This is a genomic window from Microbacterium sp. UCD-TDU (assembly GCF_000340625.1).
GTDB classification, from domain to species: domain Bacteria; phylum Actinomycetota; class Actinomycetes; order Actinomycetales; family Microbacteriaceae; genus Microbacterium; species Microbacterium maritypicum.
On sequence record NZ_KB454448.1, the window covers coordinates 230375 to 245566 of the forward strand.

A 15192-nucleotide genomic window follows, 5' to 3' on the forward strand; every position below is an offset into this window, starting at 1 on the left:
TCGCGCCTCGCCGACGAACGGCCTCACCCTCGGATAGGGGTGAGGCCGTTCGTCGTTTTCAGGAGCGAGTTGACCTTGACGCAACGTCAACTTCTAGAGTTCAAGACAACACCACGCAGAGCACGAAGGAAGAAGGAGCGATGGAGAAGGAGGACTGGTCGATCCAGGAGATCGCCCGCCTCGCCGGCACCACCAGCCGGACGCTGCGCCACTACGACGACATCGGTCTGCTGCCGCCGTCGCGCATCGCCCACAACGGTTACCGGCACTACGACGGGCAGGCGCTCGTGCGTCTGCAGCGCATCCTGCTGCTGCGCGAGCTCGGACTCGGACTGCCGCAGATCGCGGAGGTGCTCGGCGCGGCATCCGTCGGAGAGGGCGCCGGCAGCGAGGCGGCGGCACTCGAGACCCATCTCGCGCTGCTGCGCGAAGAGCAGACCCGGCTGGCGCGGCAGATCGCGTCGGTCGAATCCACCATCACGGCATTGAGAGGAGGTGAGAACCTCATGGCAGAGAACATGTTCGACGGCTTCGATCACACCCGCTACAAGCAGGAGGTCGAGGAGCGCTGGGGTGAGAAGGCGTACGCCGACGGCGACAGCTGGTGGCGGGGGATGACCGACGCCGAGCGCACCGACTGGCAGCAGCGCGTGTCCGACCTCGGGCGCGACTGGATCGCCGCGGCGGAGAGCGGCATCGACCCGGCGTCCCCCGCGGCCCAGCAGGTCGCTCGGCGTCACGTCGAGTGGCTCACGGGCATCCCGGGTACACCTGCCGCCGCCCCCGGCGGTGATGTCAAGGCGTACGTGATCGGGCTCGGCGAGATGTACGTCGCGGACCCGCGCTTCGGTGCGAACTACGCGACATCATCCGGAGGCACGCACGGCGCCGAGTTCGTCCGCGACGCGCTTCGCGTCTACGCGGAGGGCAACCTGTAGCTCCGGGCCCGACGGCAGAAGCCCCCTCGTGTGCGATCTCGCGCACGAGGGGGCTTCTCCGTCCGGGCACAGCGCGTACCGGACCGGCTCGCCCGGGTGCAAGGGGGAGGTCGTGGCCCGGGTCCGGGCGTAGGGTCATGCCATGAGGCGGCGCGATGACACAGGATCGACGGGACTGTTCATCGCTGCGGCCACGGCCTACGCCGTGAACGTCGCGCTCGGAGCATCCGTCGCCCTGCGCCTGATCGACACCCGTCGCTTCCGCTGGCTGCACCACGCGCTGTACATCGCCACGTGCGCGACCTCTGTGTCGGCCCTCGTGGCGGGCTGGTCGCGGGGTGCCCGCACCGCCGGTCGCCGTGCCGCTCTCGCCTTGCTGCCCGCGGCCGTGCCCCTCGCGGCGATCCCCTACCTCGGCACTCACACCCGGCGGCACCCGCTGGTCGCGCTCGCCGCTGCTCCCTTCATCGTCGCGGGGCTGGTGCTCTCGCGATCCGCCGCCGACCGGAAGTGAAACGCATGGAACTGCTCGATGCCATCCGACGCCGCAAGACCACGAACGGCGCTTTCCTGCCCGACCCCGTCTCCGAGGATCACCAGCGCATCCTCCTGGAGGCTGCAGGGCGTGCCCCCTCGCAGCTGAACAGTCAGCCCTGGCGGTTCGTCGTGATCGAGAGTCGCGACACGATCGAGCAGATCGCCCGCATCTCGGGGGAGAGCATGACCGAGGCGATGTCGAACGGCACGTTCTTCGAGCGCTACAAGCCCTATTTCCGCTTCAGCCAGGCTGAGATGGAGGAGAAACGCAGCGGCATGCTGTTCGACAAGCTGCCCGCCGCTCTTCGGCCGTTCACGAGTCAGGTGTTCACCAAGCGCGGGCAGACGCTGATGAACACCTTCGGGGTGCCGAAGACCCTCGGCGCCGAGAACCGGAAGCTCGTCGCGGGATCACCGCTGCTGCTGGGCGTGATGCTCGACCGCAGCGAGTACCGGCCCGGACAGCTCTCCTCGTTCTACTCGGTGTTCAGCATGGGCGCGGCGATGGAGAACGTCTGGCTCACCACGGTCGAGCTCGGCATGGGCATCCAATTCATCTCGTTCCCGATGGAGGTCCCGGGGCGCTGGGAGGAGATCGTGCAACTGCTGCGGGTGCCGGACGACCTCGAGCTCATGGCCGTCTATCGGCTGGGCTACCTGCCTCCGGAACAGCGCCGGCCGGCGATCGACTGGTCGAGCAGTCAGCGCAAGCTCGTGTCGCAGTACGTCTTCCGGGAGAACGGCGACACACCGCAGCAAGGGTGGGACGGTGCCCCTCCCGCCGGTGACATCACCCCGGGTCCGTCGGCGTCAGCGGGGTGAGGTCCCGCAGCGCCGGTCCCTCCAGACGCGTACCGTCCGGAGCGAAGCGGGAGGCGTGCAGCGGGCAGTCCCAGGAGCACTCCGCGTCGTTCCAGGCGAGCACCCCGCCCAGGTGCGGGCACACGCCGCTGACGGCACGGGTCACACCGTCCACGGTGGAGACCGCGACCGGGCGCCCGGCCCGATTCGCCACCACACCCTCACCCTCGGCGGGCTGGGGGACAGGGGTGCGGCGACTTTCGGCATCCGCCCAACCGGAGACGAGCGCCGTGGCGACCTTGCCGCCCTCCACGGCCCCACGACGGATGTCGGCGGGGACCGTCAGGCGCGTGCCGATCGTCGTGATCCAGCTCGGGCGGTCGCGTCGGGGCGTGCCGAGGATCTCGGAGGTCAGCCGCTGCGCGGCGGCGGGAGCGTTCGAGAGCCCCCACTTTGCGTAGCCCGTCGCGAAGCGGATGCGACCGAGGCCGCGGGGCATCGCCCCCACGAACGGGATGAGGTCGTGCGACTCGTAGTCCTGCGCCGACCACCGATGGGTCTCCTCGGCGCCGGGGAAGTGCAGCTGCGTCCAGGCGATGAGATCCTCCACCGCTGCCGCCTCGCCATCCGAGCGGCCGACCGGGTGGCCGTTGCCGCCCACGACGAGCCGTGCGTCGCCGCCGGGGCCGTCCGTTGCGGTGACCGGCCGGATGGAGCGCGTCGGTCCGTCGACGGAGAGGAACATCCCTTCGGGGAGGGCGTTCGGCACCCGGAAGGACACGCAGTACGACCGGAGCCCCCGCGTCTTGGCGAAGTACAGGCCGCGATCGGTGATCGGGGTGCCCGTCGCGAGCACGATGTGGTCGGCGAAGAGCGGGCCCTGCGTGGTGTCGACGCCTCCGGTCAGCGCCCTGGTCCTCGTCGCTCTGACGCCGGTGTGGAGCGTGCCGCCCGCGGCGAGCAGCTCCTGGACGAGGGCCACCGACACGGCCACGGGGTCGATCGCGACCTGATCGTCGAGCGCCACGGCCGCGGCCACGGGGAACGGCGTGGCGGGCAGCGCGGTGGGCGGCAGCAGCCTCGCCGGCACGCCCGCCTCGCGTGCGGCGGAATGCTGCTCGTCGACGGTGTCCTTCCCGGCGGGACCCTGGGCGTACGAGTGATCGGTGTGGCGTGTGAAGGGGACTCCCGCGAGTTCCGCGAACGCGAGCAGCCACTCCATCCCCGAGCGGTTGGCGTCGACGTACGCGCGGACGAGCGCTGCCGGGTGGTGCCGTCGGATGGTCGCGAGCTGTGCGCCCTGCAAGAGGGAGAGCTTTCCCGTGTTCGCGCCCGTCGCGAGCTGGGCGATGCCGCCCGCATCGATCACCGCGACATCGAGACCGGCCCTGGTGAGCATCGCCGCCGTCGAGAGGCCGGTGATCCCGGCGCCCACGATCACGACGTCGTGCACGGCTCCGGGCTCGAAGGGCGATCCGGCGGGCAGTGTCCGGTCGAGCTTCCACAGGGGATTCATGTCGAAAGTCAACGCTGTTCGCGAGCCGGAATCCACCGCCTTGACATCCGAACGGCGCACTGCCAGTCGGGGACTACAGTGGCGGACGTGAACTTCCGCCGCATCCTCCTCGTCGCCGCCGGCGGCACGATGGGTACGGCGGCGCGGCTCGGCCTGGGGCTCGTGCTCCCGGACACCGGGGGATTCCCCGTCGCGGTGCTCATCGCGAACGTGGTCGGGGCGCTGCTGATCGGCGTGCTGGCCGCGCGTCTTCCGGCATCGGCCGACCTGCGGCTGATGCTCGGAACCGGCGTGCTCGGAGGCTTCACGACGTACAGCGCCTTCATGACGGGCACGCTCGACCTGTGGACGGGCGCGCCGGTCCTCGCCATCGTCTACGCGGTGGGCACCCTCGTGCTCGGTCTCGGCGCGGCGGCACTGGGGCTGCATCTCGGTCGCCCCCGCACCGGGGGAGCATCGTGAGTCCGCTGCTGTTCCTCGGTGCCGCGAGCGCCGGAGGGATCGGCGCGGTGCTGCGCTATCTCGTCGACCTCGGGGTCGCTCGTCTGGCCGGACGCCGCTTCCCCTGGGGCATCCTGCTGGTGAACATCTCGGGATCGTTCGCGCTCGGGTTCGTGACCGCCGCGCTGCCGGATGCCGCCTTCCTCCTCGGGGCGGGGCTGCTCGGCGGCTACACGACGTTCAGCACGGCGATGCTCGACACGGTCGCTCTGTGGCGTGACGGCGAACGCCGGGCATCCGCGTTCAATGCGATCGGGATGCTGCTGCTCGGCGTGCTCGCGGCCGGCCTCGGGCTGGCTCTCGGCTCCCTCCTCTGATCCGGGGTTGCGAGGGGCGGTTCCGTCGCGTTATCCTCCTTGCTAATCGATTAACGCTAATCGATTAACACCCCCGCACTCGTGCACCTGTCGAAGGAGACACCGATGCCCCGTACGACCAGCCGCGCTCTCGGCGCACTCGCCGCATCTGCGGTCGCCGTCCTCGCCCTGAGCTCCTGCTCCGCCTCGACGGGCGGCGGCTCCGACGGCGACGTGACCCTCAGCTACGCCATCTGGGACGAGAACCAGAAGCCGGCCATGGAGGACATCGCCGCGGCGTTCACGAAGGAGAACCCGAACGTCACGGTCGACGTCCAGGTCACGCCGTACAAGGAGTACTTCACCAAGCTGCAGACGGCCGCGACCGGCGGCTCGGCGGCGGACGTCTTCTGGATGAACGGCCCGAACTTCCCGCTCTACGCCTCGAACGGTCAGCTCGCCCCGCTCGATGACGGGGGGATCGACGCCGCCGACTACCCGCAGGGCCTGATCGACCTCTACACCTACGACGGCAAGCTCTACGGCGCCCCGAGGGACTTCGACACCGTCGCCCTCTGGTACAACAAGGCGCTGTTCGACGCCGCCGGCGTCGAGTACCCGTCGTCGGACTGGACGTGGGACGACTTCACCGCCGCTGCCGCGAAGCTCACCGATCCCGCGAAGGGCCAGTTCGGAGTGGCGGCCAGCCAGTACGGCCAGGAGAACTTCTACAACTCCATCGCGCAGGCCGGTGGTGAGGTGATCTCCGCCGACGGCACGAAGAGCGGATACGCCTCGCCGGAGGCGCTCGAGGGCATCGAGCTGTGGACCGATCTGATCGTCGCCGGGTCCTCGCCCACGGCGGAGCAGATGACCGACACCAACCCCGAGGACTTCTTCCTCTCCGGCAAGGTCGCCATGTTCCAGAACGGGTCGTGGGCGGCGATCGCCTACGCCGACAACGCCGACATCGGCGACATCGTCGACGTCGCCCCGCTCCCCGCGGGGGTCGAGGGCAACCAGAGCGTGATCCACGGCGTCGGCAACGTCGCGAATGCGAAGAGCGCGCACCTGGCCGAGGCCAAGGCGTTCGCGGAGTTCGCCTCCGGAGAGCAGGCTGCGAAGATCCAGGCCGAGACCGGCACCGTGATCCCCGCCTTCACGGGCATGCAGCAGGCATGGGTCGATGCCCTCCCGCAGTACGACCTGCAGGTCTACATCGACGCCCTCGACAACGCCGTGCCCTACCCGGTGTCGAAGAACACCTCCGCCTGGACGAGCATCGAGAGCGAGGTGCTCTCGCAGGTGTGGTCGGGAGCGGTGACCCCGAAGGAGGGCCTGCAGGACCTCGCCGACCAGATGCAGGCGGCACTGGACGCCGAGCAGGAGTGACCGCATGACCGTCATCGCACCGCGCGCGGTCGAGACGGCGCAGCGGATGCCGCAGCCGCAGGGCTCCGGCATCCGCCGTCGCCGGCGCAGCCCGGGAGCCTCGCCCTGGTGGGCGCTGGTCTTCCTCGGACCGACCGCACTGGGCATCACCGTGTTCTACCTCTGGCCGACCGTCCGCACGCTCATCATCTCGTTCACGAAGTCGGGCCCGTTCGGCGGATCCGAGTGGGTGGGCATCGAGAACTACACGCGCCTGTTCCAGGACCCCGAGCTCATCGGAGCCCTTCGCAACACCGCGATCTACACGATCATCGCCCTCATCGGCATCCCGCTCGCGGTCGGGATCGCCGCTCTGCTGAACACGGCGGGGCTCAAGGGCCGCAGCGCCTACCGCACGCTGTACTTCATCCCCGTCGTCACCATGCCGGCCGCCATCGCGCTGGTCTGGCGCATGATCTACAACGGCGACTACGGGGTGCTCAACGCCGCGCTCGGTGCGATCGGCATCGAGGGGCGCAGCTGGCTCACCGACCCGAACACCGCGCTGGTCGCGATCGCCGTCGTCGGCATCTGGGCGGGGCTCGGGACCAACATCGTCATCTTCCTCGCCGGGCTCCAGGGCATCCCCGACACGATCATGGAGGCCGCCGACCTCGACGGCGCTGGCCCCGTGCGCAAGTTCTTCTCCATCACGATCCCGCTGCTGTCGCCGTCGATCTTCTTCGTCAGCGTGATCAGCGTGATCGGGGCGCTGCAGGTGTTCGACCTCATCTACATGATGCTCGGACGCAGCAACCCCGCGATGCCGAACACCCGCACCGTCGTCTACCTCTTCTACGAGGCGGGCTTCCTCGACAACGACCGCGGCTATGCGGCCGCCGTCGCCTTCCTGCTGCTCGTGATCATCCTGATCCTCACGATCGTGCAGTTCCGTCTGCAGAAGAAGTGGGTGCACTATGAGTGACGTCTCGCTCGACACGCGCGCCGTGGTCGGCGCCTCCGCCGGCCGCTCCGGGACGCCGAAGAACCGCGGCATCTGGATCGTGCACCTCGTGCTCATCCTCGGTGCGGTGCTGATGGTCTTCCCCTTCGTCTGGCAGCTGCTGACCTCGTTCAAGACGCTGTCCGACTCGGTGCAGGTGCCGCCGTCGTTCCTGCCGCGTGAATGGGTGTTCACCAACTTCGCCGAGGTGTTCGACTCGATGCCGTTCGGGCAGATGTTCCTGAACTCGGTGTGGCTCACCGTGGGGCGCACGGTCGGCCAGGTGGTGCTGTGCACCATGGCGGGCTACGCGTTCGCGCGCATCCCGTTCCCCGGTCGCAACGCGCTGTTCGTGGTGTTCCTGTCGGTGCTCATGGTGCCCTCGCAGCTCTACCTGCTGCCGCAGTACGAGATCATCCAGGCGCTCGGCTGGCTCAACACCCTGCAGGCGCTCATCGTGCCCGGCATCTTCAGTGCTTTCGGCACCTTCCTGATGCGGCAGTTCTTCCTGTCGATGCCCGCCGAGCTCGAGGAGGCCGCCCGCATCGACGGAGCCAATCCGTGGCAGACCTTCTGGCGGATCATGGTTCCACTCGCGAAGCCTGGCATCATCGCACTTGTGGTGTTCACCGTGCTGTGGTCCTGGAACGATCTGCTCTGGCCGTTGATCGTGACGACCGACCCCGCGAAGATGCCGCTGTCGGTCGGGCTCTCGCAGCTGGTCGGCATCCACGGCACCGACTACCCGGTGCTGATGGCGGGCGCGCTGCTGGCGACCCTGCCGATGCTCGTGACCTTCATGGTCCTGCAGCGGCAGTTCATCCAGGGCATCGCCTTCAGCGGATCGAAGGGCTGAGACATGGCGAAGAGCGAGCACCCTGCGCCCCGGCGCCCGACCCTGCGCATGGTCGCCGAACGGGCAGGCGTGTCGACAGCGACCGTGTCTTACGTGTTCTCCGGACGGGCGGGGGCCGCATCCGGCGCCGGTGTCGCCGAGGCCACCGCCGCGCGTGTGCTGGCGGCCGCCGACGAGCTGAACTACCGGCCCAACAGCGCGGCGCGGGCGATCCGCACCGGACGCAGCGGCATGGTGCAGCTATCTCTGCACATGCTCAGCGACCCGTGGTCGCTGGCCGTCGCCGACGCGGTGAACGCCGAGGCCAACAGGCACGGGCTCACCACGCTGATCCTCGCCGACGGCGATTGGCACGCCGCGCTCGACCGGGTCGAGAGCGACGTGGCCTACCTCGACGGCGTGGGACTCGACGACCAGGCGCGGCAGAACCTCGCCGACCTCGTGCGCCGCGGGCAGCGCCTCGTGGTGTTCTCGGAGCATCTCGAGCCGGAGGGATTCGACGTGATCCGCTCCGACGCGATCCCGGGGTGCGAGATCGCGATGGATCATCTGCTGGAGAGGCACACCGCGATCGGATGCATCGCCGCGGAGGGAGCGGTGCGCCTCGCCGGTGAGCAGGTCACCCGTTACACGCCCTACGTCGAGAAGATGGCCGCGGCCGGCATCGAGCCCGACCCTGCCTGGACGGTGACCTACGCCGACACCCAGGCGAGCGCCTTCACCGCCGCGGTCGAGCTGCTGTCGGGCGAGAACCGGCCGCACGCGGTCTACGCCACGACCGACTTCGCCGCGATCGCCGCGATCAACGCCGCGCACATGCTCGGGCTCCGGGTGCCGCACGACGTCGCGGTGGTGGGTGTCGGCAACACCCCCGACGCCCGCCTGATCGCGCCCACGCTCACGACCGTCGGTCCGACCGACTTCTACGAGAGGCAGGCGCGCATCATCGTCGACCGTGCCCTCGAGAGCGACTCCGCACCCGGGCGCCTGCACGACTTCGCGTGGACGCTCTTCCCCGGCGGATCGACCGACCTCGACGCCCCCGCATCGCGGGCCCGTTGACCTCGGCATCCGCACAGACTCATCACACAGAAGGACCATCGTGGATCTCCAGATCGGCATCATCGGCTTCGGCGCGCGCTCGACCCTCCAGGAAGAGGTGCATCGCCCGGGGCAGGGCTCACGCATCAGCGCGGTATGCGACCTCGCCCCGCGCGCTCGCGAGGACGCCCGCGCCCTCGTGCCGGACGCCCTCATCACCGAATCGCTCGACGAGCTGCTGGCCTCGGGTGTCGACGCCGTCATGGTGCTCACGCCAGACGACACGCACGCGGCCCTCAGCATCCATGCGCTCGAAGCCGGAGTGCCCGTGTTCTGCGAGAAGCCCCTCGCGATCGACCTCGCCGACGCCGATGCGATGCTCGAGACCGCACGCCGCACCGGCACGGGTCTCTACATCGGCCACAACATGCGGCACATGCCCGTGATCACGCTCATGCGCGGGCTGATCCAGAGCGGCCGCATCGGCCAGGTCAAGGCCGTGTGGGTGCGGCACTTCGTCGGCCACGGCGGCGACTTCTACTTCAAGGACTGGCACGCCGACCGCCGCCGCACCACCGGACTGCTGTTGCAGAAGGGCGCCCACGACATCGACATCATCCACTGGCTCGCCGGCGCCTACAGCGAGCGGGTCTCCGCGATGGGGGCGCTGAGCGTCTACGGCGACATCACCGACCGCCGCGACAGGGCGGGGGAGCGGATGCCGGACTGGTTCAGCATGGACAACTGGCCGCCCACCGCGCTCACGGGGCTCCACCCCGTGGTCGACGTCGAAGACATCTCGATGGTGAACATGCAGCTGGAGGGCGGCATCTTCGCGTCGTACCAGCAGTGCCACTTCACTCCCGACTACTGGCGCAACTACACCGTGATCGGCACCGAGGGGCGCATCGAGAACTTCGGGGATGTGGCCGGCAGCGAGGTCAAGCTGTGGAATCGGCGGCATGCCGGCGCGGCCGACGCCGACGAGACCTTCATCGTCCCCGAGGTGCCGGATGCGGGTCACGACGGCGCCGACGCGCTGCTCGTCGCCGAGTTCCTGCGGTTCGTCCGCCACGGGGGTCTGACCGAGACCTCTCCCGTCGCGGCGCGCGAGGCGGTGGCCGCAGGCATCCTCGCCACCGCGTCGTTGCGCGGTGACGGCTCGGCGATCGAGATCCCGCCGCTGGATCCCGAGCTCGTGGCCTACTTCGAGCGGGGACAGGTCGAGGCCGCTCTGGTCTGAGGCAACTGTCTTCGAATCGCGCGACCGGCTGCACCAGCGGCCTGGATGGAACGCATCGCGCGATTCGAAGGGACCGCTCTCAGCATCCTCACAATCCGAAAATGTACAAACGTACATGTACGGATGTCCAAGGGGGCGGGATGAAGCATGGTGCGCGTCGTCGACGTGACCCTGAAGCGCGCCGTCTCGAGATCGTCACCGCTGCCGCAGAGCTCATCGTCGAAGTGGGCGCAGAGGCCGTCACGCACCGCATGGTCGCCGCGCGCGCCGGGGTGCCCCTCGGGGCGACGACCCAGTACTTCGACACCCTCGACGACCTCAGGGCTGCGGCCTTCCGCGCGCTCGCCGAAGAGGTCGACGCGCGTCTCGACGGTGTCCGGCAGACCCTCGCCGAGCGCGGCGACAGCCCCGAGGTGATCGCCGCTCTCGTGTTCGAGAGCATGGACGACCACCACGCCGTCCAGGCCGACCGCGCCGTGGTCACGGCAGCCGTGCACGACCCTCGCCTTCGTGAACTCGCGCGACACCTGTCGAACCGCCTCGTCGAACTGCTCGCGCCGACCTACGGCGAAGAACGCGCCAGAGCGGCGATGATCTTCATCGACGGCGTCATGTGGAGCATGCAGATCCGCGACGACCGCCTCGCCCAGTCCTTCATCGAGTCCGCACTGGCGCGGATCCTCGGAGACGCCGTCTCCACCCCTTCCGCAGCGACAGCCACCCCCTGACACCGAGGAAACCGCCTTGTCGAAACTCGCCATCCTGAGCCTGAAGAACCGCGCGCTCATCGCCCTCATCACCATCGTCGCGGCGGTGTTCGGCGGGCTCGCACTCACGAACCTCAAGCAGGAGCTCATCCCCTCGCTCGAGCTGCCGGCGCTCGTGGTCATGACGACCTACCCCGGCGCATCGCCCGAGGTCGTGGAGAACGACGTGTCCACGCCGGTCGAAGCGGCGATCCAGGGCGTGCCGGGTCTGGAATCGACCACGGCGACCAGCACCACCAACGCGTCGATCGTGCAGGCCATGTTCGCCTACGGTACGAACCTCGCCACGGCCGAGCAGAAGATCCAGCAGGCGATCAACCGCATCTCCTCCCAGCTGCCGGAGGATGTGAGCCCCCAGGTGCTCTCGGTCTCGATCGACGACTTCCCGGTGATCCAGGTCGCCGTCACCGGTTTCGAGGATGCCGACAACGCCCAGGCCGAGCTCGAGTCCGTCGCGATCCCCGAGCTCGAAGACGTCGACGGCGTCAACGCCGCCGAGATCGTCGGCGGGGTCGGGCAGCGCATCAGCATCACCCCCGACGTCGCGCAACTCGCCGCCGTCGGCACGAGCACCACGGCGATCAGCGATGCCCTGAAGCAGAACGGCACGCTCTTCCCCGGCGGTGACATCACCGAGAACGGGCAGACGCTCACCGTGCAGACCGGGGCGAAGATCACCTCGGTCGAGGAGATCGCCGCGCTTCCGCTGGTCGGCACCGATGCCACCATCGGCGATGTGGCATCGGTCGTGCAGGAGTCCGACCCCGTCACCTCCATCTCGCGCGTGGACGGCAAGGACGCGCTCTCGATCTCGATCACCAAGCTCCCCGCGGCGAACACGGTCGAGGTGTCCAACGGCGTGATCGCCGCGCTCGACACCATCGGCGAGGCCTTCCCCGACGCCCAGTTCACGGTGATCTTCGACCAGGCGCCGTTCATCGTGCAGTCGATCGAGACGCTCGCCACCGAGGGTCTTCTCGGCCTGGTCTTCGCTGTGCTCGTGATCCTCGTGTTCCTGCTGTCGGTCCGGTCGACGCTCGTCACCGCGATCTCGATCCCGACCAGCGTGCTCATCACGTTCATCGGGTTGCAGGCGTTCGGCTACTCGCTGAACGTGCTCACGCTCGGCGCGCTCACGATCGCGATCGGTCGAGTGGTCGACGACTCCATCGTCGTGATCGAGAACATCAAACGCCACTACGTCGGCGATGCCGACAAGGGCGATGCGATCCGTCTCGCGGTGCGCGAGGTCGCCATGGCGATCACCGCATCCACCATCACGACGGTCGCGGTGTTCCTGCCGATCGTCTTCGTCGGCGACATGGTCGGTGAGCTGTTCCGTCCGTTCGCGATGACCGTGACGATCGCGATGGTCGCGTCGCTGCTGGTCGCGCTCACGATCGTGCCGGTCCTCGCGTACTGGTTCCTCAAGCCCGGCAAGCCGCTGCTCGACGAGCACGGCGACGCCATCGACCCCGAGCACCCCGACGCCCCGCCGACCTGGCTGCAGCGGCAGTACCGCCCGATTCTGGGCTGGACGCTGAAGCACTCCGGCATCACCGTGATCCTCGCGGTCGTCGTGCTCGGCGCCACCTTGGCCGCTGCGCCGCTGATGAAGGTCAACTTCCTCGGCGACTCCGGGCAGAACACCATGACCATCACGCAGGACCTCGGCCCGTCGGCGAGCCTGCAGGCGAAGTCGGATGCCGCGGTCGCGGTCGAGGATGCCCTCCTCGACATCGACGGCATCGAGCATGTGCAGGCCTCGATCGGCACCAGCGGCTCCGCGCTCAGCGATGCCTTCTCCGGCGGTGCGGGCGTCACCTACTCGGTGCTGACCGACTCGGATGCCGATCAGGAGAAGCTCCGCGCCGACGTGCAGGACGCGATCGACGGACTCGGCGACGACGTGGGAGACGTGGCCGTCTCGGCATCGGCCGGCTTCGGATCGAGCGACATCGAGATCACGGTCAGCGCCTCGAACTCCGACGACCTCCAGACCGCGACGACCACGCTGGTCGAAGAGCTCGACGGGCGCGACGGGGTCGGCCAGGTGAGCGACAACCTCGCCGCTTCGCTGCCGTACATCGCCGTCGTCGTCAACCGGGAGGCCGCCGCACAGCGCGGACTCTCCGAGGTCGCCGTCGGAGGCATCGTGTCGGGCACCATGCGCCCGCAGCAGGCGGGATCCGTCGAGATCGACGACACCGCCCTCACGGTCTACATCGTGACCCCGAACCCGCCGACCACGGTCGAGGCGCTCAGGACGCTCGCGATCCCGACCCCCGCCGGCATCGTGCAGCTGCAGGACATCGCCACCGTCGAGCAGCAGAACGGACCCACCTCGATCACCACCGAGCAGGGCCGTCGGACGGCGACGATCACCGTGCCCCCGGCATCCGACAACCTCGCCACCGCCACGCAGTCGGTGAATGAGGCGCTCGCGGCGGTCGACCTGCCAGACGGAGCCTCCGCCGAGGTCGGCGGTGTCGCCTCGCAGCAGGCCGACTCGTTCTCGCAGCTGGGCCTCGCCATGCTCGCGGCGATCCTGATCGTCTACGTGGTCATGGTCGCGACGTTCAAGTCGTTGCGTCAGCCGCTGCTGCTGCTCGTGTCGGTGCCGTTCGCGGCGACGGGTGCGATCCTGCTGCAGATCCTCACGGGCGTGCCGCTCGGCGTCGCGTCGCTGATCGGTGTGCTGATGCTCATCGGCATCGTGGTGACGAACGCGATCGTGCTGGTCGACCTCGTGAACCAGTATCGGGAGAAGGGTCTGTCGACCATCGAGGCGGTCAAGGCCGGAGGCGAGAAGCGTCTGCGGCCGATCCTGATGACCGCGCTCGCGACGATCCTCGCCCTCACCCCCATGGCTCTGGGCATCACCGGGCACGGCGGGTTCATCTCGCAGCCGCTCGCGATCGTCGTGATCGGCGGTCTGATCTCGTCGACCGTGCTGACGCTGATCGTGCTGCCGACCCTCTACAACCTCGTCGAGGGCGCCAAGGAGCGGCGTGCGGCTCGCAGGGCGGGGGGAGCGGACGCCGGCGGGATCCCGACGCCGGAGGCTCCGGTCGGACCCGATGCGTCCGGTGCCGCTGCGGCATCGGGGCAGCCGGTGCTGATCGACGCCTCCGGCCTGCCGCACGCGTCGCAGCTCACCCGCCGCGAACTGCGCGAGCGCGGGGAGTAGCGCCGGTCACCGCCGGTCATAACTCAGGAGAAAGGCCCCGGATCCGCATCCAGATGCGTGATTCGGGGCCTTTCGGTCGCATACTCTTGAGTTGTGGACGGACGAGGCCGGCGGCTGCGCGCTCAGCGAGTGGTGGCGAAGGTGATGCCCCAGTGCAGGGTCCAGGTCTCGTCGGGGGAGAGGCGACGGATGCCGAGGCCGCTGTTGAACGCATCGGCGGGCGCGGTCATCGGCTCGATCGCGACCGCGAGGCTCTGCCCGGGATAGGCGGGCGTCGTGTACACCTGCACGTAGTCGAAGCCCTCGCCCTGCCAGAGCGTGGCGCGACGACCGTCCGGCGCGGTGAGCGAGTGGCGCACGCGCCCGTCGGGGTCGCGTGCGAGATCGGTGAATCCGGTGTCGAGGGTGACATCCCCCAGGCGCACACCTTCGCGCAGCTCGGGTCCGACCGGTCGGGTGCCGGTGGGGAGCATCCGTTCGTCGGTCTCGAACGCCGTCTCCGCGGGCACCCGCAGCACGAGGTCGTGCGGATCGACGTCGCCGATCGTCACGAACGGATGCGTGCCGAGGGCGACCGGCGCCGGCGTGCTCGAGCGGTTGGTGAGCGTGTGTGTCACCTCGATGCCGTCGGTGGTGAGGGTGTACGTCACGGTCGTCTCGATCAAGTACGGGTACCCGGTCTGGGGGACGATGGTCGCCCGCAGCACGGCTTCGCTATCGGTGTGCGCGACCTCGTAGGCCGTGAATCGCAGCAGGCCGTGGCTCGCGTTGCGCAGCTTCGGCTCCGTGATCGCGAGCCGTCGCGTGGTGCCCTCGTCGTCCCACTCCCCGTCTCGCACCCGGTTCGGCCAGGGGGTGAGGACCACGCCGGAGCAGGCCGGGGTGGGCAGGTCGTGCGGGTACGGCGGCACGAGGTCGACACCGCCGATGCGCAGCGAACGCAGGGATGCGCCGACCTGAGCGATCTGCGCGTCCACCTCGCCGAGTCGGAGGGTGATCTGGGCGCCGGTGGGGGAAGCGGTACTCACCTCGTCATCGTACGGCCACCATCGGGTCGGCAGTCTCTCAGGCGCGTCGGCTACACTTGACCGGTCGGCTTCGGACACCCGCGCGTTGGCGCGGACGTTTTATG

General features: G+C 69.1%; 14 protein-coding genes. 12 read left to right on the forward strand and 2 right to left on the reverse strand.

The features are described 5' to 3' along the window. Positions 1-140 precede the first annotated feature (140 nt). From D514_RS36460 to D514_RS36470, 3 genes are all read left to right on the forward strand, one after another. Positions 141-938 (forward strand): MerR family transcriptional regulator, encoded by a 798-nt coding sequence (locus tag D514_RS36460; protein WP_017831357.1) that lies wholly within the window; start codon positions 141-143, stop codon positions 936-938. A 142-nt stretch (positions 939-1080) separates the two neighbouring features. Then, positions 1081-1452, forward strand: coding sequence for a hypothetical protein (locus D514_RS36465; protein WP_017831358.1), 372 nt, complete (start codon positions 1081-1083; stop codon positions 1450-1452). 5 nt (positions 1453-1457) lie between these two features. Further along, positions 1458-2297 carry a nitroreductase family protein gene (locus tag D514_RS36470; RefSeq protein ID WP_017831359.1) on the forward strand — a complete coding sequence of 280 codons (840 nt, stop codon included), beginning with the start codon at positions 1458-1460 and terminating at the stop codon, positions 2295-2297. Here D514_RS36470 and D514_RS36475 read toward each other — a convergent pair. Further along, positions 2266-3792, reverse strand: a complete 1527-nt coding sequence (locus D514_RS36475; RefSeq protein WP_017831360.1) for an FAD-dependent oxidoreductase — start codon at positions 3790-3792, stop codon at positions 2266-2268. The two genes, D514_RS36470 and D514_RS36475, sit on opposite strands and share 32 nt — an antisense overlap. 87 nt (positions 3793-3879) lie before the next feature. Here D514_RS36475 and D514_RS36480 point away from each other — a divergent pair, with 87 nt between their 5' ends. The 9 genes from D514_RS36480 to D514_RS36520 all read left to right on the forward strand — a co-directional run bounded on the left by D514_RS36480 (position 3880) and on the right by D514_RS36520 (position 14060). Then, on the forward strand, positions 3880-4254 hold the full coding sequence (locus D514_RS36480; protein ID WP_236610998.1) for a CrcB family protein: 375 nt from the start codon (positions 3880-3882) through the stop codon (positions 4252-4254). Continuing rightward, positions 4251-4610 carry a CrcB family protein gene (locus tag D514_RS36485; RefSeq protein ID WP_017831362.1) on the forward strand — a complete coding sequence of 120 codons (360 nt, stop codon included), beginning with the start codon at positions 4251-4253 and terminating at the stop codon, positions 4608-4610. The genes D514_RS36480 and D514_RS36485 overlap by 4 nt, the downstream gene beginning before the upstream one ends. A 105-nt stretch (positions 4611-4715) precedes the next feature. Then, entirely contained in the window at positions 4716-5981 is a 1266-nt protein-coding gene (locus tag D514_RS36490) for a sugar ABC transporter substrate-binding protein (protein ID WP_017831363.1), read from the forward strand. A 4-nt stretch (positions 5982-5985) separates the two neighbouring features. After that, complete coding sequence (locus D514_RS36495) at positions 5986-6945, forward strand: carbohydrate ABC transporter permease (RefSeq protein ID WP_017831364.1); 960 nt, start codon at positions 5986-5988, stop codon at positions 6943-6945. Then, a complete protein-coding gene (locus D514_RS36500) occupies positions 6938-7819 on the forward strand; it encodes a carbohydrate ABC transporter permease (RefSeq protein WP_017831365.1) in 882 nt (293 codons plus the stop codon). The genes D514_RS36495 and D514_RS36500 overlap by 8 nt, the downstream gene beginning before the upstream one ends. Before the next feature lie 3 nt (positions 7820-7822). Further along, complete coding sequence (locus D514_RS36505) at positions 7823-8881, forward strand: LacI family DNA-binding transcriptional regulator (RefSeq protein ID WP_017831366.1); 1059 nt, start codon at positions 7823-7825, stop codon at positions 8879-8881. Between the two features lie 37 nt (positions 8882-8918). Then, entirely contained in the window at positions 8919-10103 is a 1185-nt protein-coding gene (locus tag D514_RS36510; protein ID WP_031206433.1) for a Gfo/Idh/MocA family protein, read from the forward strand. Between the two features lie 140 nt (positions 10104-10243). Beyond that, positions 10244-10831, forward strand: coding sequence for a TetR/AcrR family transcriptional regulator (locus D514_RS36515; RefSeq protein ID WP_017831368.1), 588 nt, complete (start codon positions 10244-10246; stop codon positions 10829-10831). Positions 10832-10847: 16 nt separating this feature from the next. Continuing rightward, positions 10848-14060, forward strand: coding sequence for an efflux RND transporter permease subunit (locus D514_RS36520; RefSeq protein ID WP_017831369.1), 3213 nt, complete (start codon positions 10848-10850; stop codon positions 14058-14060). A gap of 122 nt (positions 14061-14182) precedes the next feature. Here the strand turns inward: D514_RS36520 and D514_RS36525 are convergent, their stop codons facing one another. Continuing rightward, positions 14183-15088: an aldose 1-epimerase family protein gene (locus tag D514_RS36525; protein ID WP_017831370.1), complete on the reverse strand. Its 906-nt coding sequence runs from the start codon at positions 15086-15088 to the stop codon at positions 14183-14185. Positions 15089-15192: the final 104 nt, after the last annotated feature.